The sequence below is a fragment of the Actinoplanes sp. NPDC026619 genome (genome assembly GCF_040638295.1).
GTDB lineage: Bacteria > Actinomycetota > Actinomycetes > Mycobacteriales > Micromonosporaceae > Actinoplanes.
Window position 1 is genome coordinate 416,755 of record NZ_JBEZYA010000002.1, and the last position, 18,496, is coordinate 435,250.

General features: G+C 70.2%; 23 protein-coding genes and 1 tRNA gene. 8 read left to right on the forward strand and 16 right to left on the reverse strand.

Going from position 1 to position 18,496, the window contains the following annotated elements:
* Nucleotides 1–8 precede the first annotated feature (8 nt).
* Nucleotides 9–971, forward strand: a complete 963-nt coding sequence (locus AB0E90_RS07100; protein ID WP_360400564.1) for an endonuclease/exonuclease/phosphatase family protein — start codon at nucleotides 9–11, stop codon at nucleotides 969–971.
* 76 nt (nucleotides 972–1,047) lie between these two features.
* Entirely contained in the window at nucleotides 1,048–1,428 is a 381-nt protein-coding gene (locus AB0E90_RS07105) for a hypothetical protein (protein ID WP_360400567.1), read from the forward strand.
* A 9-nt stretch (nucleotides 1,429–1,437) separates the two neighbouring features.
* On the opposite strand, the gene AB0E90_RS07110 is transcribed toward AB0E90_RS07105, so the two are convergent.
* From AB0E90_RS07110 to AB0E90_RS07120, 3 genes are read right to left on the reverse strand one after another with little or no spacing between them, the layout of a single operon-like run.
* Nucleotides 1,438–1,878 carry a hypothetical protein gene (locus AB0E90_RS07110; protein WP_360400570.1) on the reverse strand — a complete coding sequence of 147 codons (441 nt, stop codon included), beginning with the start codon at nucleotides 1,876–1,878 and terminating at the stop codon, nucleotides 1,438–1,440.
* A gap of 9 nt (nucleotides 1,879–1,887) precedes the next feature.
* Nucleotides 1,888–2,175 carry a cold shock domain-containing protein gene (locus AB0E90_RS07115; protein WP_360400573.1) on the reverse strand — a complete coding sequence of 96 codons (288 nt, stop codon included), beginning with the start codon at nucleotides 2,173–2,175 and terminating at the stop codon, nucleotides 1,888–1,890.
* 14 nt (nucleotides 2,176–2,189) lie between these two features.
* On the reverse strand, nucleotides 2,190–2,612 hold the full coding sequence (locus AB0E90_RS07120) for a hypothetical protein (RefSeq protein WP_360400575.1): 423 nt from the start codon (nucleotides 2,610–2,612) through the stop codon (nucleotides 2,190–2,192).
* 201 nt (nucleotides 2,613–2,813) lie between these two features.
* On the opposite strand from AB0E90_RS07120, the gene AB0E90_RS07125 reads away from it, so the two are divergent.
* Complete coding sequence (locus AB0E90_RS07125; protein WP_360400577.1) at nucleotides 2,814–3,380, forward strand: AAA family ATPase; 567 nt, start codon at nucleotides 2,814–2,816, stop codon at nucleotides 3,378–3,380.
* Here AB0E90_RS07125 and AB0E90_RS07130 read toward each other — a convergent pair whose 3' ends face one another.
* The 7 genes from AB0E90_RS07130 to AB0E90_RS07160 form a co-directional block, all read right to left on the reverse strand.
* A complete protein-coding gene (locus AB0E90_RS07130; RefSeq protein ID WP_360400580.1) occupies nucleotides 3,381–3,701 on the reverse strand; it encodes a hypothetical protein in 321 nt (106 codons plus the stop codon).
* 6 nt (nucleotides 3,702–3,707) lie between these two features.
* Nucleotides 3,708–3,950, reverse strand: coding sequence for a hypothetical protein (locus AB0E90_RS07135; protein WP_360400583.1), 243 nt, complete (start codon nucleotides 3,948–3,950; stop codon nucleotides 3,708–3,710).
* Between the two features lie 49 nt (nucleotides 3,951–3,999).
* On the reverse strand, nucleotides 4,000–4,893 hold the full coding sequence (locus AB0E90_RS07140; protein ID WP_360400586.1) for an aminoglycoside phosphotransferase family protein: 894 nt from the start codon (nucleotides 4,891–4,893) through the stop codon (nucleotides 4,000–4,002).
* A complete protein-coding gene (locus AB0E90_RS07145; protein WP_360400588.1) occupies nucleotides 4,890–5,831 on the reverse strand; it encodes a hypothetical protein in 942 nt (313 codons plus the stop codon). The genes AB0E90_RS07140 and AB0E90_RS07145 overlap by 4 nt, the downstream gene beginning before the upstream one ends.
* 32 nt (nucleotides 5,832–5,863) lie before the next feature.
* Nucleotides 5,864–6,958 carry a calcium/proton exchanger gene (gene cax / locus AB0E90_RS07150; RefSeq protein ID WP_360400591.1) on the reverse strand — a complete coding sequence of 365 codons (1,095 nt, stop codon included), beginning with the start codon at nucleotides 6,956–6,958 and terminating at the stop codon, nucleotides 5,864–5,866.
* A 30-nt stretch (nucleotides 6,959–6,988) separates the two neighbouring features.
* Complete coding sequence (locus AB0E90_RS07155; RefSeq protein WP_360400594.1) at nucleotides 6,989–8,554, reverse strand: MFS transporter; 1,566 nt, start codon at nucleotides 8,552–8,554, stop codon at nucleotides 6,989–6,991.
* Between the two features lie 119 nt (nucleotides 8,555–8,673).
* Nucleotides 8,674–9,213 carry an AAA family ATPase gene (locus AB0E90_RS07160; protein WP_360400597.1) on the reverse strand — a complete coding sequence of 180 codons (540 nt, stop codon included), beginning with the start codon at nucleotides 9,211–9,213 and terminating at the stop codon, nucleotides 8,674–8,676.
* A 167-nt stretch (nucleotides 9,214–9,380) separates the two neighbouring features.
* Here AB0E90_RS07160 and AB0E90_RS07165 point away from each other — a divergent pair, with 167 nt between their 5' ends.
* Nucleotides 9,381–10,469 (forward strand): oxidoreductase, encoded by a 1,089-nt coding sequence (locus AB0E90_RS07165; protein ID WP_360400600.1) that lies wholly within the window; start codon nucleotides 9,381–9,383, stop codon nucleotides 10,467–10,469.
* A 171-nt stretch (nucleotides 10,470–10,640) separates the two neighbouring features.
* Here AB0E90_RS07165 and AB0E90_RS07170 read toward each other — a convergent pair whose 3' ends face one another.
* The 5 genes from AB0E90_RS07170 to AB0E90_RS07190 form a co-directional block, all read right to left on the reverse strand.
* On the reverse strand, nucleotides 10,641–11,189 hold the full coding sequence (locus tag AB0E90_RS07170; protein WP_360400603.1) for a flavoprotein: 549 nt from the start codon (nucleotides 11,187–11,189) through the stop codon (nucleotides 10,641–10,643).
* 241 nt (nucleotides 11,190–11,430) lie between these two features.
* Nucleotides 11,431–11,496 (reverse strand) — tRNA-OTHER (locus AB0E90_RS07175).
* Between the two features lie 45 nt (nucleotides 11,497–11,541).
* The gene (locus AB0E90_RS07180; RefSeq protein WP_360400606.1) at nucleotides 11,542–12,132 is read right to left on the reverse strand and encodes a hypothetical protein; all 591 of its coding nucleotides are present in this window, start codon (nucleotides 12,130–12,132) and stop codon (nucleotides 11,542–11,544) included.
* Nucleotides 12,133–12,208: 76 nt separating this feature from the next.
* On the reverse strand, nucleotides 12,209–12,778 hold the full coding sequence (locus tag AB0E90_RS07185; RefSeq protein WP_360400609.1) for a hypothetical protein: 570 nt from the start codon (nucleotides 12,776–12,778) through the stop codon (nucleotides 12,209–12,211).
* A 114-nt stretch (nucleotides 12,779–12,892) separates the two neighbouring features.
* A complete protein-coding gene (locus tag AB0E90_RS07190) occupies nucleotides 12,893–13,186 on the reverse strand; it encodes a hypothetical protein (RefSeq protein WP_360400612.1) in 294 nt (97 codons plus the stop codon).
* Between the two features lie 254 nt (nucleotides 13,187–13,440).
* Between AB0E90_RS07190 and AB0E90_RS07195 the strand changes: the two genes are divergently transcribed.
* Both AB0E90_RS07195 and AB0E90_RS07200 read left to right on the forward strand, forming a co-directional pair.
* Complete coding sequence (locus tag AB0E90_RS07195; protein ID WP_360400615.1) at nucleotides 13,441–13,917, forward strand: nucleotidyltransferase domain-containing protein; 477 nt, start codon at nucleotides 13,441–13,443, stop codon at nucleotides 13,915–13,917.
* 120 nt (nucleotides 13,918–14,037) lie between these two features.
* A complete protein-coding gene (locus AB0E90_RS07200; protein WP_360400618.1) occupies nucleotides 14,038–14,994 on the forward strand; it encodes a DUF4190 domain-containing protein in 957 nt (318 codons plus the stop codon).
* 46 nt (nucleotides 14,995–15,040) lie between these two features.
* On the opposite strand, the gene AB0E90_RS07205 is transcribed toward AB0E90_RS07200, so the two are convergent.
* Entirely contained in the window at nucleotides 15,041–15,700 is a 660-nt protein-coding gene (locus AB0E90_RS07205; RefSeq protein ID WP_360400621.1) for a glycoside hydrolase family 75 protein, read from the reverse strand.
* 194 nt (nucleotides 15,701–15,894) lie between these two features.
* On the opposite strand from AB0E90_RS07205, the gene AB0E90_RS07210 reads away from it, so the two are divergent.
* Nucleotides 15,895–16,914, forward strand: a complete 1,020-nt coding sequence (locus AB0E90_RS07210; RefSeq protein ID WP_360400624.1) for a phosphatidylinositol-specific phospholipase C — start codon at nucleotides 15,895–15,897, stop codon at nucleotides 16,912–16,914.
* Nucleotides 16,915–16,956: 42 nt separating this feature from the next.
* On the forward strand, nucleotides 16,957–18,489 hold the full coding sequence (locus AB0E90_RS07215) for a GGDEF domain-containing protein (protein WP_360400627.1): 1,533 nt from the start codon (nucleotides 16,957–16,959) through the stop codon (nucleotides 18,487–18,489).
* Nucleotides 18,490–18,496: the final 7 nt, after the last annotated feature.

Genomic DNA, 18,496 nt, shown 5'->3' on the forward strand with positions numbered 1-18,496 from the left:
GTCGGGCCGTGTCTCTCGGTCGGCGGTCGATGATCCTGACGGCACTCGCTCTCTTCTGCACCCAGCAGTTCGGCGGTGACGCCGTCCGGGCGGCGCCACCCGCACCTCCGCCCGCCGTCGTCGTGGCTCCGCCGGCCGCCGGGCCGCCGCCCTCCGCAATGGACGCGCTCGCCGGCCCGGCCGCGCCGGCCGACCTGGACGTCATGACCTTCAACCTTCGGTACGCCAGCACCCGCACACCGAACTCGTGGGCGCAGCGCCGCCCGGTGACGCGGGCGCTGCTGACCACCGAACGGCCCGACCTGATCGGCACGCAGGAAGGGCTCGTCGCCCAGCTCCGTGACATCAAGGCCGACCTGGGTCCCGGCTACGACTACATCGGCGTGGGCCGCAACGACGGCCGCACCAAGGGCGAATACGCGGCGATCTTCTTCGACAAGGCGCGGCTGCTGCCGCGTACGTCCGGGAGCTTCTGGCTTTCCGAGACGCCGCAGGTGCCCGCGTCGATCAGCTGGGGCTCGTTCGCCGTACGCATAGTGACCTGGGTGTTGTTCGCCGATCTGGAGACCGGCCGGCATTTCTACGCGGTCAACACCCACCTGGACAACCGGAGTGAGAACGCCCGTCGCTGGTCGGCCCGGCTCATCGCGCAGCGGCTCGCCGCGTTCGAACCGCTGCCGATCGTGCTGACCGGCGACTTCAACAGCGCGGCGCAACCGAGTTCGCAGGTCTACTCCACCCTGGTCGGCCGATCCGGCTATCGCGACAGCTGGACCACCGCGACGCGCCGCGGTCCGGGTTACCAGACGATCCACAACTATCAGCGCCTGGTGCCGGACGGCGAACGCGACGACTGGATCCTCACCGCACCGGGCGTGACCACGGTGGCCGCGCTGATGAACACCTACCGCCGCGGCACTCAATACCCGAGCGACCACCTGCCGGTCCAGGCCCGGCTGCGGCTGCCATGAACGGCTTGATCAGGGTACGAACGAGGCCAGCTGCTCATCGAGCCACGGGTAGAGCGACGACCTGCTCGCCGCGGTCATGCAGACCAGCATCGCCGCCGCGCTGACCGAGGCCGACGACCTGTCACGCGCGCTGCCGCCCCGCGCGGCGCTCGCCGAATGGCTGGTCCGGCTGACCTGGCAACTACGCATCTGGCACGACCTGCCGTACTGCCTGGCCACCGCCCACCACGACGCCACCTCGCCGATGAACTCGACCACCGACCCGCTGCTGACGCGAACCGGCAGCCTCCTCGACGCGGCAAAGGCATCCGGTCAGGCAATCAAGAGCACAACGGCCGATGAGGTGTACGAGTTGGTCCTCGCACTTTCCTGGGCCGTCGACCGCTTCCACGACGACGAGGCCGCCGCCCGCCGCCGAGTCACGATGGGCACGGCCGGCATTTTCGCCACCGCGTAGCCGGCCGGGTCAGCGGCGGCCCGCGGCCAGGGCGACCAGGAACTGGCCGCCGCCGGCGTCGACGCTCGCGGTCACCGGCAGGCCGGGCACCAGCCGGGAGAACCGGTCGACCAGCCAGTCGGCCGCCTCCTGCGCGTCCTTCTTGCTCGGGCAGCGGGCGACCAGCTCACGGCCGCCCTTGCGCTCGAGCCGCTCGGCCACGGTGATCAGCGGGGCCGGCTCCACCACGTGCAGCCGGTCCGGCCAGGCGATGACCACCTTGACCGCGCCCTTGCGGGTGTTGCAGGCACGGTGCGCGAGCCGCTCGGCAACCTTGGCCTTCCGGTCCGCGGTGCGACTGTCGACGCTGGGCCCACGCGGATCGTTCACCGACATGCCGGCGTCGACCGGCTCGTCGCACACCCAGCATCGCCAGCCGTCACGCTTGGCCACGTCATCGAGAAGACTCATCCGAGCAATCTAGTCGCTCCCCGGCTCGTCGAAGGTGAGGCGCAGGGTGCTCCGGTAGGCGTCCCCGGACGAGGACGGCACACCGCCCGGCTCCACGTCACCGCTCCAGACCTTGACCGCCCGGAACCCGAACCCGTCCTGCGCCGCGACCTCAGCCCGAAACCACACCGCCTGCCCCGCCGACAGCTCCCGGAACCTCTCCCCCGCGACCGCCGAGAAATGCACCCAGCACCCACCCGGAACAGCCGCCCCGTCGGTGACCCCCCACCCGTTATCCACCCAGAACTCACGCACCACGCCCCGACTCCTCATCACCGGCGGCTGCCCCCGTAGAGGTGAACTCGGTGGTCGGCGCTGTGGTCAGGCTCGCGCCGCTGAAACCCGTCGGCCACGACCTCACCGTTCCCGATGTGCACCACCCAATCCTCGTAGTACCAGCTCGGGTCGCAGGCGCAGGTCGTCATCGTGAACCGGAAGTTCGCCCGATAGCGGCCGACCTGCCCCGGCATCAGCGTGAAGAGGCGGCCCGGACCGCTCCGGCGCGGGTACGCCGCCCAGCCCGGCAGCCGATCCACGACCAGCTCCGAGCCTTTCAACTCCAGCCACAGATCAACATCGCGGGCCCGCCCCAGGTCACCGGTGAGCACCTCGTCGTGAGACACGTAACCGACCTTCTCATCGGCAAGCACGTCGTGAACCAGCACCTCGCCAGCAGGCAGCGGGGCGGGAAGCATCGCGGGACGGCACAGACCGCGGCGGGCATTCGCATGCGGCGCGCTTCGTGCTGCCGCGCCCCATCGCACACGCACCCGCTGGATCGTGATCACAACTCACGATGACGCGGCGGTCATCGCCACGCCATCCGTTTTTCGATCCGCCACCGGCAACCGCGCTCCGGCCACGGCGGCGTACAGCTCGCGACTAGCCTGATCCTCGTGCCGGTACTCGACGCTGCCGAGCCCCTGCCGCGGCGGCCCCGGCGAGTCCTGGTTGCCGGGGCCTCCGGGTCGGGGAAGACGACGCTTGCTGCTCGCGTGGGCGTTCTGCTGGGGGCGCCACATGTGGAGATCGACGGTCTCTACCACGGCCCGTCGTGGACCAGGCGCGCCGAGTTCGAGGACGACGTGCATCGCTTCAGCGCCGGCCCCAGCTGGGTGACCGAATGGCAGTACGACTCCGTCCGCGCCCACCTCGCCGACCGCGCCGACCTGCTGATCTGGCTGGACCTGCCCCGGACGACGGTGATGCGCCAGGTCGTCCGGCGAACCCTCCTCCGCCGTCTCCGGCGGCAACAGCTGTGGAACGGCAACGTCGAACCACCGCTGCGAACCATCCTCACCGACCCGGACCACATCGTCCGCTGGGCCTGGAACACACACGGCAGAACCGCGGGTCGCGTGGAGGAACTTTCGGCCCGCCGCGGCGACCTGCCGATCGTCCGTCTCCGGCGGAGAGCAGAGATTGATCAGTGGTTGCAGGGGCCACTCGCCGTGAGCGCGTGATCAGTCGGTTGCCAGACTGTTCTGATAGCGAAGCCAAAGCCGGGCATGCCACGGGTTGGCGTCGCCGGCCGGCCGCACCGGAGGATGGGCCGCCGGCGCCGTCTCGACCAGGTGCAGCAGCGTCCAGGCCATCCCGAAGCAGTTGTCCGGCCCGAACGCGCCGATCAGAAGTTCGGCCTCGTCGTCGGTCACCGGCCGCTGGATCGCGAGCAGCGCACGCTCCTGCGCCTCCAGCGCCGCGTCGGCGTCGTCGGATTCGTCGTCCTCCGGCCGCAGCGGTCCAAGCTCGACGAACCGCCGCACTTCCCGGCGAACAGTCATCGAGAGCTAGATCAATTCCGACAGCGAACTGTCCGGGCCGGCGGTCTCAAGACCAAAATCAAGCTCATCGCGTACGCCGTCAATCGTGCCGTCGTCGCCCAGCACTTCCGGAACGTCGTTGCTCAGCTCGAGCTCGTCGAGCATGTCGTACGCCTCACCCAGCGTCGACGCGCCCCGGGCCTGCGCCCAGAGCAGGGTGTCGCGGGCCTCGGCCGACGGCGCGAATTCCTCATCCCACGGGTTGCTCACCGGCTACATCTAACCAGCTCCAGCCGGGATGCCGTGGGGTGACCGGCCGCTACTGGAGGCGGCGCAGGGCGGCCCGGGCGGGCGGACCCCAGGTGGGTTTGCCGCCGGGCCGGCCGTGCACGCCGGCGTCACCGATGAGCAGGCCGCTGAGGACGCGGGCCATCGCCCAGCCGCGGGCGCGGCGCACGGTGGCGGCATCCGGAGCCGGCCGGTAGGCCGCGACGAAGTGGTCGACGCCGTCGTCCGGCAGCAGCAGCCACCCGGCGGAGAGGTCGTAGGCCGGATCGCCGGCGCAGAGATCACCGAAGTCGATCACGCCGCAGAGGGCACCGCCGGCGGTGAGCACGTTGGCCGGGTGCAGGTCGGCGTGCAGCCACAGCGCCGGCCCGGCCCACGGCGGCGCGGTGATCGCGTCGTGCCAGACCGCGCGGACCGCCTGCGGGTCGCTGATCAGTCCCTGCTCGGTGGCGGCGACGACCCCCCTCGCGAATCCCTCGGCCCGGCCGGCCAACGGCCCGCCGCGGTCCCGCCCGGTGGGCGCGCCGTCCGGAGCGGGCCGGTGAAGCGCGGTCAGGAAGGCGGCCAACGAGACGGCCGACTGCGCCGTGTGGGTGACCGGCGCCCGGTCGGCAGGTTCGCCCGGCACCCACGTGGTGACCAGCCAGGGCCGCGGGAACCGCTCGGACGGCTCACCGAACCGCTGCGGGACCGGAACGGGCAACGGCAGGCGCGGGGCCAGTCCGGGCAGCCAGGCATACTCGTTGCGCAGCAGCGCATCGGCGGACCCGGTAGCCCACGGAAGCCGTACGGCAAGATCGTCGCCAAGCCGCCAGAGCTGGTTGTCCCATCCCCGCGCGCCCAGCCGGACCGGCCGATCGGCAAGATCGGGATGCTGCTCCCGCAGCAGATCGCGGACCAGCTCCGCGGTGATTTCCGGGTTCACGATCGCGGCTGCAGCAGGGCCGTCCGCTCGCCCTCCAGGAGCGCCAGCTGTTTGCGGTTCTCGGTGATCCGGGCGGACAGCGCCGACCGGATCCGGCCGACCCTGCCGGCCGCCTCGCCGAGCTGGGCCAGGCTGTCCTTGATCTGGCCGCGGACCGACAGGTCGGTGAGGATGTTGTCCAGCCAGACGTCGGCGAAGCGGGTGAAGCCGCCCAGCTGCAACCGCCCGGCCAGCGACGGCAGTGGCAGGTCGACGTCGCGCAGCTCGGCGCGGAGCACGGCGAGGCGCCGGTCGGCCTCGGCGGCGCGGGCCGCGGCCTCGTCCAGCCGGCTGTGTTTGACCATGCTGGTCAGGCCGCCGCCGCCGAGGAACGTGTCGGCGGTGGACCAGTCGTCGGCCGACTGGAGCAACTTGTTGGCGTCGTTCAGGGCCTGGGCGGCGGCGCGGGCGGCCCGCTCGGCCTCGGTCAGCTCCTTGAGCTCGGCGGTCAGCCGGCCGCGGGCACCGGCCAGGTCGGCCAGCCGCCCGGCCGGCCCGGCGCCGTCCGCGAGCAGTTGCCGTTCCTTCGCGGCGAGCAGGTACGCGTACGTCGTGGGCGCCGTCGACGTCGCCACCAGCCGCGCCTCGACCTCGGTGAGCTGGGCCCGCAGCGCGTCCAGCCGGTCCTCGGCCTGGGCCACCCGGTAGCGCGCCGTGGCCGCCTCGGCCCGTTCCCGGTCCAGCGCCTCCGCGCGCGAACCACGCAGGCCGGCCAGGAGCCGGGTCAGCGAGAAGTTCTCCAGCCGGTCCACGTCCCGCTGCTCGATCGCGTGCCGGCGGCGCAGCTCCTCGACCTCCCGGCCGAGCTGGGTGATCGCGGCGCCGATCCCGGCCTTGCGGGCGCCGAGCAGCTCACGTTCGCGGATGTCGGCGGCAAGCCGGGCGAGGTCGTCGTCCATGCGTCCAGCAAACCCGAGGCGCGCAACCCCGGTCAGCCCCACCAGAAGGTGGTGGCGATGATCGCGTACAACGCGATCAGGGTGACGCCCTCCAACCAGGTCGATTCCCCGTCGAAGACGATGAACGCGGTGGCCAGCACCGCGACCGCGACCGCCATCACCAGCAGCGGGGCGAAGACCAGGGTGAGTGTCGTCGCGGTGAACAGGCTCAGGAGCACCAGCGCCGGCGCGAGCACCAGCGCGACCTGCAGCGGGCTCTGGATGATCACACTCATCGCGAAGTCGGCCTGGTTGCGGTAGGCCAGCTGGATGCCGACCACGTTCTCGATCGCGTTGCCGGCGATGGCCACGATGACCAGGCCCGCGAACGCCTGCGACACCCCCAGCGCGGCGATCGCCGGCTCCAGCGCCGAGACGAACCAGTCGGAGACCAGCGCCGCGGCCAGGCTGGCCCCGGTGAGCATCGTGATCGCCAGCCACAGCGGCCATCGCGGCCCCCCATGCTCGGCGGCCGGTGCGGAGTCGGCCGGTGCGGAGTCGACCGGTGCGGCTGCGGGCGAGCGTTTGAGCGCCGAGGGCAGCGAAAGCAGGAAGACCCCCAGCAGTACGACGGAGACGACCAGCGACAGCGCCTTCTCGTGCGGCGCGGCCGGAGCGTGCACGTACTGCGCGAGGCTCGGCATCACCAGGGCCGCCGTGGCCAGGACCATCAGCACGGTCGACGTGCGGGCCCGGGCCGAGTCGAACCGTTGCGGCCCGTGCTTCAGGCCGCCGACCAGGAACGCCAGCCCCAGCACCAGCAGGATGTTGGACAGGATCGAGCCGATGATGGCCGCCTGGACCACCGCCAGCAGACCGGCCTTGAGGGCGAAGAAGCCGATGAACAGCTCGGGCAGGTTGCCCAGCGCGCTCTGCAGCACCCCGGTCGCGCCCGGCCCGAACCGGTCGCCCAGTTGCTCCACGCTGCGCCCGACCAGCGAGGCGAGCAGGGCCACCGCCGCGCCCGCCACCACGAACGCCAGCACGGCGGGCACACCGCTGTAATGCAGGGTCCCGGCCGCGGCGACGGAAACGACGCCGATGGTCAGCACCACAAGGTCCGATTTGCTCAGCACACGTCCGGTCACGAGATCATGATCGCAGATCGGCCGTCCACCTCAGACGGGGTGCAGCGCGGAGCCCCCGGCCGGATCGTAGGAGATCGTCAGAACCCGGTCGGCCTGCAGATAGATCGAAAGATCGGCGGCCACGCTGCTCTGCCTGGCCCGGCCGGTCACCGCGATCGTCAGCGTGCCGGCCTCGACGTGATCGACGAGCACCAGGGCGTCCCGGCCGAGAAGATCAGGGCTTTCATCCACCGGTACGGCGACGACGCGGTGCCGTGGCAGCCGGACCCGGAGGCCGGCGGCCAGACCGGCGGCGCTCAGTCCGTGCGGCGGGCGTTCGTCCACCCCGTAGACGACGAGCAGCTCGTCGCTGGTGGCCAGCTCGGCGAGCCCGGTGACCAGTGCCGCGGGGCACAGCCGGGTGTCAGTTTCGCCGAGCACCGCCACGGTCGTCGCGGTCGGGCTGGGCAGCGGCCGGAACCCGACGGCAAGTCCCAGCCCGACACGCAGGTGACACGTCCGCACGTAGAGCGCGGCCGCGAACAGCACCGCGGCCAGCAGGGCCCAGGCCGCGGCGTACGAATGCGTCAGTTTCTCCATCCCGGCCAGCAGCAGCGGCGGGATCAGCGCGCCGAGCGCGCCCGCCGCGCCGGTCACCCCCATCACCCCACCGGCGCTGTACGGCCGGGCGGCCTTGCCGATCAGGGCGAGCAGGACACCGCTGGCCAGCCCGTCGCAGACCGCGACGCCGGCGATCGCCACCACCGGGATCCACCGGTGCGGAGCCGACGCGACTACGACGCAGAGGGCCGCGGCGATGCCGTAACAGATCACCAGCAGCCCCGCGGTCGGACGCCGGTCGGTGCGCCATCCGCCCGCCAGCCGCGCCACCGATGCCAGGACGACCACCGATCCGGTGGTCGCCAGCGCGTGGAACCAGGTGAAGTTCAGCGCGGTGACCAGGTAGACGGGCAGGAACAGGGCGATCGACACCATGCCGCTGAGCGCGACCACGTACAGCAGCGACACCGACGAGGTCGACGCGAGCCGGATCAGCGCCGCCGACTCCCCCACCGGCGAGTCGGTGCGACCGGCCGGTGCGGGCTCGCGGATCAGCACCGCCGCCAGCCCGGCGAACACCACCAGCAGGCCACCGAGCACCAGGGCGGTGAGCCGCCCCTCGCGGTCGAGCCCCCAGGAAGCGGCCGAGATCAGCGCGGCGAGCGCTGCTCCAAGACCGAGAACCCCGAGCGCCCAGCCCCGCCGCCCGTACGGAAAAAGGCGCGTGACCAGCGCCGCGCTCACGACGAACGCCGAGCTCGCCACCCCCGCCGCCGCTCCGGCGACGACCGCCACCGGCAGCGAGTCGGCCAGGCCGAGACCGGCCACCGCGACCGCGGCGATCAGGCTGACCACGGGAAGCATGACGCGTACGCCGAACCGGTCGGTCAGCACTCCGACCGGCAACCGCACCAGCGCCGCCACCAGCACCGGCAACCCGATCAGGGCGACGTACGCCCCCGGGGTGACCCCGAACCGCTCGTACAGATGCGGGCCGAGCAGGATCGAGGCCCGCAGATTCAGCCCCAGCCCGATCGTCACGAGCACCAGCGTCATCCCCGCACGAGGCAACGGTTCTACCGAGAAGGTCATCGCCAACACGCCCGATCCGGGTCAGGGTCCAGGCCCATCAAACCAGCCTCCGCGAGCCGGGTCCAAGCGTGCACTCGGGAGTGTCAAGAACGAAGATGCCGATCGATCAGCTCCACCCGCTGCTCGACCGTCGCCACCGGCACGTCGACCAGCTCGAATCCGAGCTCCCGGTAGGCCCGCACATGAAATTCTGCAAACCGCTGCGACTGTACGAGGGTGATCCGGCGCGCCGCCGTCGGCGTGATGAAGCCCAGCAGGTGCACGAAGAAAACCCGGGGCTGATAGATCCCGGCCGCCATGACCCGCTCGACCTCACCGGCAAGCACCGGCGTCACCGGGTGCCCGATATAGCGAGCGAGCGCCAGCGTGCAGATCGGCGACCGGTCGAACACCTGCACCGTGACATCCGCCGGCACCGCCCGCAGCTGACGCTCCCGCTGAAGCTCCGTGATCGCGTCAAGGAAATCCGCAGCCCGCGACTGCAGATCATCCCCGGCGGCGTGATCGCGCGCAATGACATCGGTGGCCGCCTCCCCCACCACGGCATACCCGCGATCACGCAGCCCCGCCAGAACGGTCGTCTTACCGGCGCCGGGAGCCCCGGTGATGATGTAACGGCGCACGTTCGGCTCCTGGTGCTCCAGCCCGAGAGGAAACCTCTATGGCTGATTCGAGGATTGCCCGGGTCGGGTTTCAGCAGCCGGGTTGCCACCAGGAAGGCATGCGGGCAACGGTTGCCCGGACGCAGTTGCCAGGCGCCTGCCAACCCTCACCGCCACCGGGAGCGCTGATGCTCAAGGCCGCCATTCTTGCCGTCACCATTCTCCCAGGCGTCGCCGCTACGCCCGCTGCGGCCGGCAACGCGCCTATTCGGTCGCCGATGGCCGCTACCGCCGAACCGTCCTGGCGGTTCATGCAGACAGCCACGACGAATCGGTTGGTCATCGACGATGTCGTCGATCCGTCGGTGGTCTGGGCCGTCGGGGGCAGCACCGAGGTCGCCGGCAGTGTCGTACTCACGGCGGACGGGGGGCGGTCCTGGCGCAACGTCACCCCGCCCGGTGGCGCCGCCAAGGCGTTCCGCGACGTCGAGGCGACCGACCGCGATCACGCCGTCGTGCTGGCGGGCGGGCCGTCCTCGCAGATCTACCGCACCGCTGACGCAGGTGCCACCTGGCACGTCGTCTTCGAGGATGCGAGCCCCAGCGCCTACTACAGCTGTATGGCCTTCTTCGACCGCCGCAGAGGCCTGGCAGTCAGCGACCCCGTCGACGGCCGCATCCGCCTCGCCGGCACTGAGGACGGAGGCCGCAGCTGGCGCATCCTGCGGAACGTGAAGATGCCTCCGGCGGTCGATGGCGAGACGCTCATATCCAGCGGCACATGCCTGCAAGCGGCCGGACCGGACGCCTGGTTCGGCACCAGCACGCCGGCGGGCGTCAACAACCGGGTCTTCACCACCAGAGACGGCGGCCGTAGCTGGTCGGTCGCCACCACGCCGTTGCCCGGCGGTGAGGACACCGGCATTCTTTCGCTGTCCTTCCGGGATCCCCGGCACGGCGTCGCCATCGGCAGCGATCCGCGACAGCCTTCCGACACGCTCAACACGGCAGCTGCGCTCACCTCGGACGGGGGCCGCACCTGGACACTGGCAGGCGCCACGTCCGGCCGCCGGGTCAGCGTCTCGTGGCTGCCCGGCCAAAGCCGCACTCTGATCGCAGTCGGCCTCGGAAGCGACTTCAGCACTGACGGCGGGCAAACGTGGCGGCCCTTCGACGACACCACCCTGCCCGGCATCGACTGCCAGCGCGGGGCGGGCTGTTGGGCAGTCAGCGCCGGCGGACTCGCCGCAAAGCTGTCCTACGGTCACAGACACTGAACCCGGGTGGCACGCCGAGGATTCGAACCGAAACTAAGGAGCAAAGGGGCGGGCGATCATGGGGGCCGCCGACAGATCATCGATCATCCTAAGGGCGCGACCATCGTCGCTTCGATGCGGACAAAGATGTTCCGTCGATCTCTTCCCCATCGACGTTTCTCCTCGATCGAGCTATTCCTTACTGACGTCGACCGTCTTGCGGAGTCGGCTGACGGCAGCGACCAGGTCAGCCCATGGGAAGAGAGCGGCGGCCGGCGGCCCCATGTTCGGAGTTGGCAGGGGATAGCGGTCCGGATCGAAGAGCAGCTCGACGCCCCATGACCGGAGCGCCTGCACGCTGGCCATGAAGGCCGGATGGCGGGCGAGCGCCACGTTCGGCGTGGGGACCGCGATGATCGGCAGCGGCAGACCGATGGCCTCGTTGAGCATGCCGAGGGCAAGCGTGTCGCTCGCTCCCGATGTCATCTTGTTGATGGTGTTGAACGTGGCCGGAGCGATCACGTACGCGTCGGGAAACGGTAGGACGTCCGGCTCGTCTGGCTGCTTGTAGTCGTAGCGGACCTGGTGGCCGGTGATGGCCGCGATCTCGGCGAGGTTCATGAACTTCACGGCGGACGGTGTCGCGATGACGCACACGTGCCAACCGTCGTCTTGCATCTGGGAAATGAAGCTGGGCAGGTCGGCGGCGGGGCGTCCGCCGCACGCCACGACGTAGAGCACGGGTTGACCGTGGGTTGGCATACCGCTCCATCACTCGACCGATGGCTTGTGCCCGGTAGTCCGAGCCCAACCGCTGTCGGCGGCGGAGACCCTGACGATTGGACTCGCCGCCTGATCAACGCAGCCGACCTGTGGCATGAGTCTCGGACAGTCTTCAATTGTCAGTAGGAGCAGATCCGGATTCCGGCACGCTGGCCCCTCCGGGGCCTCCTGCCTTGGTTGGCTTGGCATCGCCTACCTCTGGCGGACCGCCGGGGATTCGAACCCCGAACCTAAGGTTAAAAGTCCTCCGCTCTGCCATTGAGCTGGTACTCCAGCAGGAGATCCGTTTAGGGACGGGCCTGGCCGGTCTTCAATTCTTGCCCGCCAGGATCGCCCGGTCGATCGAGAAATAGCCGAACGCCAGTTCGTTGTCCGGGTCGAAGAGGATTCCGCGAGGTGTCGGGCGGCTGCGGCCGGCAATGCGAAGAAATTCGGTCTGGGCCTGCAGTCGCCGGCGGAAAGAGCGGTCGGCCGCGCCTTCCGAGTCACCGACCGGGTCCGGTCCGGTGTTCTCGAGGGCCCTCAGCGCGCTCTGTTCGGCCTCGTGGAATGCCGGGCCGCCGTTACGCGCCAGGAAGGTCGCGATGAAGTCGGCCGTCTCGCTGACCAGCTCCGTCAGCTCCTGGAGCTCGCCCGGGCTCTGATGCTCCGCGCCGAGCCGCGCGATCGCCCAGGTGAGCCGTCGGTCGATCTTCCGCAGTGACTCATGCGACGAAGGGTCGAGCGAACCGGCGAAGCCTTCGATGTTGCTCCGGAACTCCGCCAGGTGGAGCTCGGCGAACAGGTTCGGCAGCATCTCCTCGCCGAAGATCGCCACTCCGGCCGCACCGAACAGCACAGCGCTGACCGCCGCCACGCATCCGGCAACAATTAAAACGCGAGCGGAGAGCATGCGCTTCACCGCGGGAGCGTAACCCGAATTGCCGAGCTGCCGGCCGTCCACGCGGGACCGGCCGGCAGGAGGTGGGGCAGGGAAGTCAGGCGGTGGCGGGCTTCTCGAAAACGTCGGTCTCGGGGCTCACCTTGCGGGCGTGGCGGTAGCCGAAGATCGTCAGGACCAGCAGGGCCAGGGCGCCGGCGAAGCTGGCGATCGCCGAGAAGAGGGCGATCTGGCCGAACTTCCAGAAGGCGTACGCGTTGAGCAGCATGCCGCGCAGCGTCTCGCCGCGGAACAGGGTCTGGACGGTGGCGGCCAGCTTCGTGTCGTCGGGGTTCGCCTGCGCCTCGGTGCTGACCTGGGCGTACGTCTTGCCGCCGGCCATCTCCTTGAGGTGGATCGCGATGAAGTGGTCCGCGTACGCCTCGGCCTGCGCCCCGGTGGTGAGCTGCTGACCGGCGTACTTGTTGAGGTAGGGCCCGATCTCGCCGGACTTCAGCGCGTCGCTGCCCTTGGCCGGGAAGAAGATCTGCTGGGCGGCCAACTGGTCGTGCACGGTGTCGTTGGCGAAGTTGTATCCCCAAGTGAGCAGACCACCGGCGATGAGGAGGCCGGCGGCCAGGACCGCGCCGACCGCGGTAAGGATGATGTCGAAAGTCCTGCGTCGCATGGTGCACCTTCGGAGCTTGTCGAGTGATTCAGCAACCAAAGTGTGTGATCAACGCAGGCCCCCTCAACAGGGCCTCTATCCCTCCCGTACAGGCCGAAAGTCCCGGGCCGGAAGTCACTGGGTGATCAGGGAGCGCAGCACGTCGCCGAGGGTCAGCACCCGGATGCCGGACTTGCCGGCGACGTAGTCGACCAGCGCGGCGTGGTTGGCGATCGAGAACTGGGTCGAGCTCGCCGGGCTGGTGACGATCTCGTGGCAGCAGTAGACGAGCAGGCCACCGTGGTTGGCAACCCCGTCCACCTGCGCCTGCAGGCTGGCCAGGACGCTGTTGTTGTCCAGGACGAAACTGCGGATGGCGTACGGGTCGGCCGGCGGAACCGTCTCGGCGCTGGTGGCCGTGCTCGTCATGGCCCGGGCGTAGGCGACCCCGCTGAGCCGCATCTGCCGCTGGACGGCCGCGTGGTGCCGCCCCTGCGGATAGCAGTGCCCGACGAACCCGTCGGTCAGGTCGTTGTCGATCAGCCACTGGACGGTGTCGCCGATGTCGGAGTCGAGCTCGGCCGCCGACAGCGGGTTGGCGCCGTAGACGACGCCGGTGGCGCTGTTGGTGGCGCCGGCGAACCCCCGGTCACCGCGAGAGCCTGCACTTCCGCGGCTGGCCGGTGGAGCTGTTCGTGCACACCACCGGCCGCCTCGCTGCGATCCTGGCGAACGAGCTGGCCGCGCGCAAACCCAGCACGCACCGGATGCTCGCGCGCGGCGTCGCCCTGCAGGGCGACCCGGGCGACCTGCCGGCGCAATGCGCACGCACGCTCGCCGCCGGACCACCACCCCTGACCAAACCCGAGAAAGACCGGCTCCGGTACGCCTTGACCGACACGCTCGACGACTACACGCACGCCACCAACCCGGGCGAACGCGAGGTCATCGCGACCCAGCTGTGGATCGAGACCGCCCAGGCGGAGCTGGCACTGACCGGCCGCTGGATCAGCAGCGGCAAGTGGCTCCTGCGCGAACTACGCGAGTCCGACCCGGCGTTCGCCACCCGCTGGCTGGCCGCCCGCACCGCCCCGGCCCCACTGGCCACCCAGGTCCTGGCCGGCGCGGGCGGCCCCCTGTTCGACGGTTACCGGGCCTGACCCGACCCCCGCCCGCCCGCCGCTACCGATCATCGGCGACGGCTGGCCGATCAGCGGACTCCCGCGGTCCACCATGGCCGGAAACATCGACGATCCAGGCCGGCGGATCGGAGTTGTGGCGTGCTGTTGACCGACATCGCCAATCCCTGGGCCTTCGCCCGCTACCTGTTCGAACCGGCCGCCGCGAACCCGGGCAAGCCCTTCCAGCGGTTGTCCGATTGGCGGGCCCGGCTGGGCGTCGCCTGCATCGTCTGGCTGAGCCTGCCCGACGCCGGGGTGCGGTTCATCTTCTGGAAGGTCGTGACGAACGCGTCGTTCAGCATCGCCGCAGGTGCGGCGTTCGCGGCCGCGGTCGCCGGCATCTACTGGCTGATCACGCCGAAGCCGGTGGCGCCGGCGACCTCGGCGTACGCCGCCGCGACTGTCCGCCGCGCCCTGTTGTCGATCGGGATCACCATCGCGATGGGCGTCGTCGCCCGGATCGGCATCGTCGGGTTCCCGGTGCTGGGCTGGCTGCTGGGTCTGTGGATGGTCGCGTTCGGCCTGGCCATGCTGTGGTTCTGCCTGCGCTGGATGTTCGGCGTCAGCAACGTCAACGACCTCCTCGGCCCGATCGTCACCGCCATGACGGCGGTGACCGCCTTCGCCATCGACAAGATCGTCACGACCGAAGCCGACCCGAGGCCGCAGAGCATCCAGGACCTGATCGACTACGGCGGCCTGGCCACGGTCCTTACACTGGCACTGATCGAGTACATCGTGATCGTGAGGACCGGCGGCCACGCCCCGAGGCCGTACCCACGTCCGTACGGCCACTACGGACCGCAGCCCACGCCGTGGCGGCAGGAGCAGCCCACGGCTCCGCTCAACGCGCTGTCGATCGTGGCGATATCGACATTCCTGTTCTGCTGGCCGGTCTCGATAATCCTGGCCGTCCTGGCCCTGCAGCAGATCAACCGGACCGGCGAACGGGGCCGCGGCCTGGCCATCATCGCCCTGGCCCTCAATGCCATCTTCCTGCCACTGTTCTGCCTGCTTGCCGCTTGGCGGATCCGGCAGGACGGCGGCCTCACCTGACCTATGCCGGTAGTCGCCCCCGGCGCCCGGGGGCGACACCTCGGGATCAGCTGTTGACGAAGGCCGTTGCGGCGGTGGCGCCCTTGCTGTCGATGGCGGTGTTTGACTCGATCGGGCTGGGCACGCTGCCCGGGAAGACGATGTAGGTGACGCCGGACGCGACGCCGCCGTTCTCGGGGTCGGGGTTGATGCCGAGTGCCTTCGCGGTCGCGTAGGACGCCTCACCGATGATGTTGCTGGGGCCTTCGTCGGCGAACACGGCGTACACAATCTTGTTGTTGTAGATGATCGCCGCGACGCTGCCGGGCTTGATGCCGCTGCTGGAGTAGTTGAATCGGGAGCTCGGCAGCGGGATCACGAAGTAGTGCGTCTTGTCGGCCTGGAACGGGTTGCCGGTGGACGTCTCGAACGACGTCTGGTCCTGGTACCACGGGTCGGTGTCCTCGTTGCAGTTCGAGGTGCGCACGCCGTCGCAGTCGATGTCCATGTCGGCCTTCCAGAAGAACGCCGATCCGCTCTTGCAGATGTTGACGGTCGACGAGCCGCCGTCGTCGGTGGCGTACTTGGCCTTCGAGGCGACGGTGCAGGAGCTGACCTTGGCGAGCAGTTGCGCGGCGGTCGGGCCGGCGGCCTGGGCGGGGGTGGCCGCGAACACGGTCGGCACCAGGGCGAGCGCGGCGAAGGCGGTGGTGAATTTGCGTTCCACGTGGTCCTCCGAGGGGGGTTGAAGGAACTGTTAGGCAACCTTCCTGTCAGTGGAACGTATAGATACACGTCGCAGCATGCAAGACAAAGCCACAGAGAAAAATCGGGTCCACATACATAGACGGGTGTAAGCGGGCAGACCGGCGAGTAACTTAGCCCTTTCGCCGGGGCGCATCGATCGATATCTTTCCCGCCATGATGCGCATGAAGCGCGCCGCCGCCCTCGCCGGCGCCGGAGCAATCGCTGCCGCCCTGATCGCTGTGCCGACCGCGGCGTTCGCCGCCGACGCCTCCTATCGCACGCTCAGCACCGCCGCCAACCCGGACTGGATGCGCGGGCTGCCCGACTCACGCAGCCTCGCCGCGCTCAGCATTCCGGGGACGCACGAGACGATGGCCATCCACGGCGGGGCGTGGACGCAGACGCAGGAGGACTTCGGGGACTCCGGTGGGACGCTCGCCGCGCAGCTCGGTGCGGGGGTTCGGATGATCGACATCCGGGCGCGGGTGAACACCGGCAACACGTTCACCATCCACCACGGGGCCACCTATCAGAACGCCAACTTCGACGACGTACTCAATAAGCTCGGTGATTTCCTGTCGGCTCATCCCGGTGAGACCGTGCTCGTGCGGCTCAAGCAGGAGTGCACCGGCGAGATCGGGTCGTGCACGGATGCGTCGGGGCAGGCGAGTTTCGTGGACATCTTCGACTCGTACGTCACCAAGCGCCCGAACCTGTGGTGGACGCCCAGCGTGACCCGGTCGTCCGCGGCGGCGGTGCCGGCGCTCGGCGCCGTCCGCGGCAAGGTGGTGCTCGCGGTGATGAACGGCGCGCAGGGTGGCCGCTACGCCAGTTACGGACTGGCGCAGTTCGACGGCTGGAACGACGGGTCGTCGACGTATGTGCAGGACAACTACAACGTGCCGAACGTCGGGGCGATCGCGACCAAGCGGGACCAGGTGCGCCGCTTCCTCGACGCGACCAGCGCGGGCGACCCGGCGAAGATCTACGTGAACTTCGCCAGCGGCGCCAGCGTCTTCGCCCAGCCGCAGCAGGTGGCCGGCGGCGCGCTCGGGGTGCAGGGCGTCGATCCGTTCCTGCTGACCTACCTGAACCAGGGGCCGGAGGTGCACACCCCGGTGGTCCGCACCGGTGTGCTGATGCTCGATTTCCCGGGCGGCGGGTTGATCAACAAAGTCCTCTCGTTCAACTAATGCTCCCCAAAGAGCGGTCGATAAGGCCGCCCGGGAGGGCCGATGACCGAGATCACGCAGCAGGCGGCACGGCTGCTCGAGCAAGCACAGAGCGGCCAGGCGGCGGAGGCGCTGGCGGAGGCCGAGATGTTTCTCGGCGGCGGGAGCGACGGTCCGGCCTGCATGCATTTCGTCCGGGCCCTGGCCCTGACCAACCTCGGTGACCCGCACGCCGCCGTCCCGGCGTTCGACCTGATGGCGACGGCGGCCGTGCGGGAGAACAGCCCGGGCTGGCTGGCCTGCGCGCTGGCCAGCCGGGCCTCCGCCCAGCTGCGGCTCGGTGAGGGCGAGGGCGAGACCGGCGTCCTGCAGGATCTGGTCACCGCGGAGATCGCGGTGTCCGGCGAATCCGAACCGATCGCGGCGGTGAACGGCCGGGTCGCGGTCGCCATCGGCTATTTCGAGCTGCGGCTGTACGAGTTGGTCGGCGCACACTACGACGTTGCGTACGCGATGAGCCCGCCCGACAACGGCAACCGCGCGATGTGGCTGTTCAACCAGGCCGAACTGCACCTGTTCTGGGCGCTCGAGCTCTACCAGGTCGGCCAGGTCGCCGGGGCGGAGAGCCACACCGCCGAGGCGGAGCGCTACGCGATGCGTTCGGCCGCCGAGGCCCGTGGCCCGGACGCCGCGGTATGGCGGGACTTCGCCCTGCTCGCGGCGGCCTGCGCGCGGGCCGACCGGGAGGACCCGGCCGGCGCCGCCATCGACATCGAGCGTTATCTGGCGATCGCCGAGGAGCGTGGCATGGCCGCCTCCGCGCTCGCCTTCACCTACCCGTTCCACGCGGTCGCGCTGCGCCGCTCGGGCCGGCTGGACGAGGCCCTGGCCGTGATCGACCGCGCGGTGGACGGCCTCCCGCCGGACGCGGGCTGGCTGATCACCGCGGCCACCCACCGGACCCACGCGGTGCTGCGCGACACCGACGACGCCGAGGTCGGGATGCGTTACGGCGACACGCTGGCCGGCGCGATGTGGCGGCACCGGCTGCGCATGCTGCAGTCGGTGGAGGCGATGAAGTCGCTCGAGCTGCTGCGCGTCCAGCACGAGCAGGCGTCCCGGGCGGCCGCGCTGGACGCGCTGACCGGCATCGCGAACCGGGGCGCCTTCGACCGGGCGGTCCGGCAGGCCCAGGACAAGCCGGCCGACCGGTTCGCGGTCCTGCTGGTGGACACCGACAAGTTCAAGCAGATCAACGACACCGCCGGGCATGCGGCCGGCGATGCCGCCCTGCGGTCGATCGCCGACGCGCTCGGCGCGCAACTGCGCGAGCAGGACCTGCTGGCCCGGCTGGGCGGGGACGAATTCGCGGTGCTGCTGCCGGGCCTCGGCACGACGGATGCGGTACGGGTGGCCGAGCGCATGGTCGCCGCGGTACGGGCGATTCCCGCCTGCCCGGCGACCGTCAGCGTCGGGGTGGCCGGGACCTACGCCGCCGACCTGCCGGACGCGCTGCGGCACGCCGACGAGGCGATGTACCGGGTGAAACGACGGGGCGGCGACGGCGTGGAGTCGGTGGTGGATATCCGGGTATAGCTGCCGT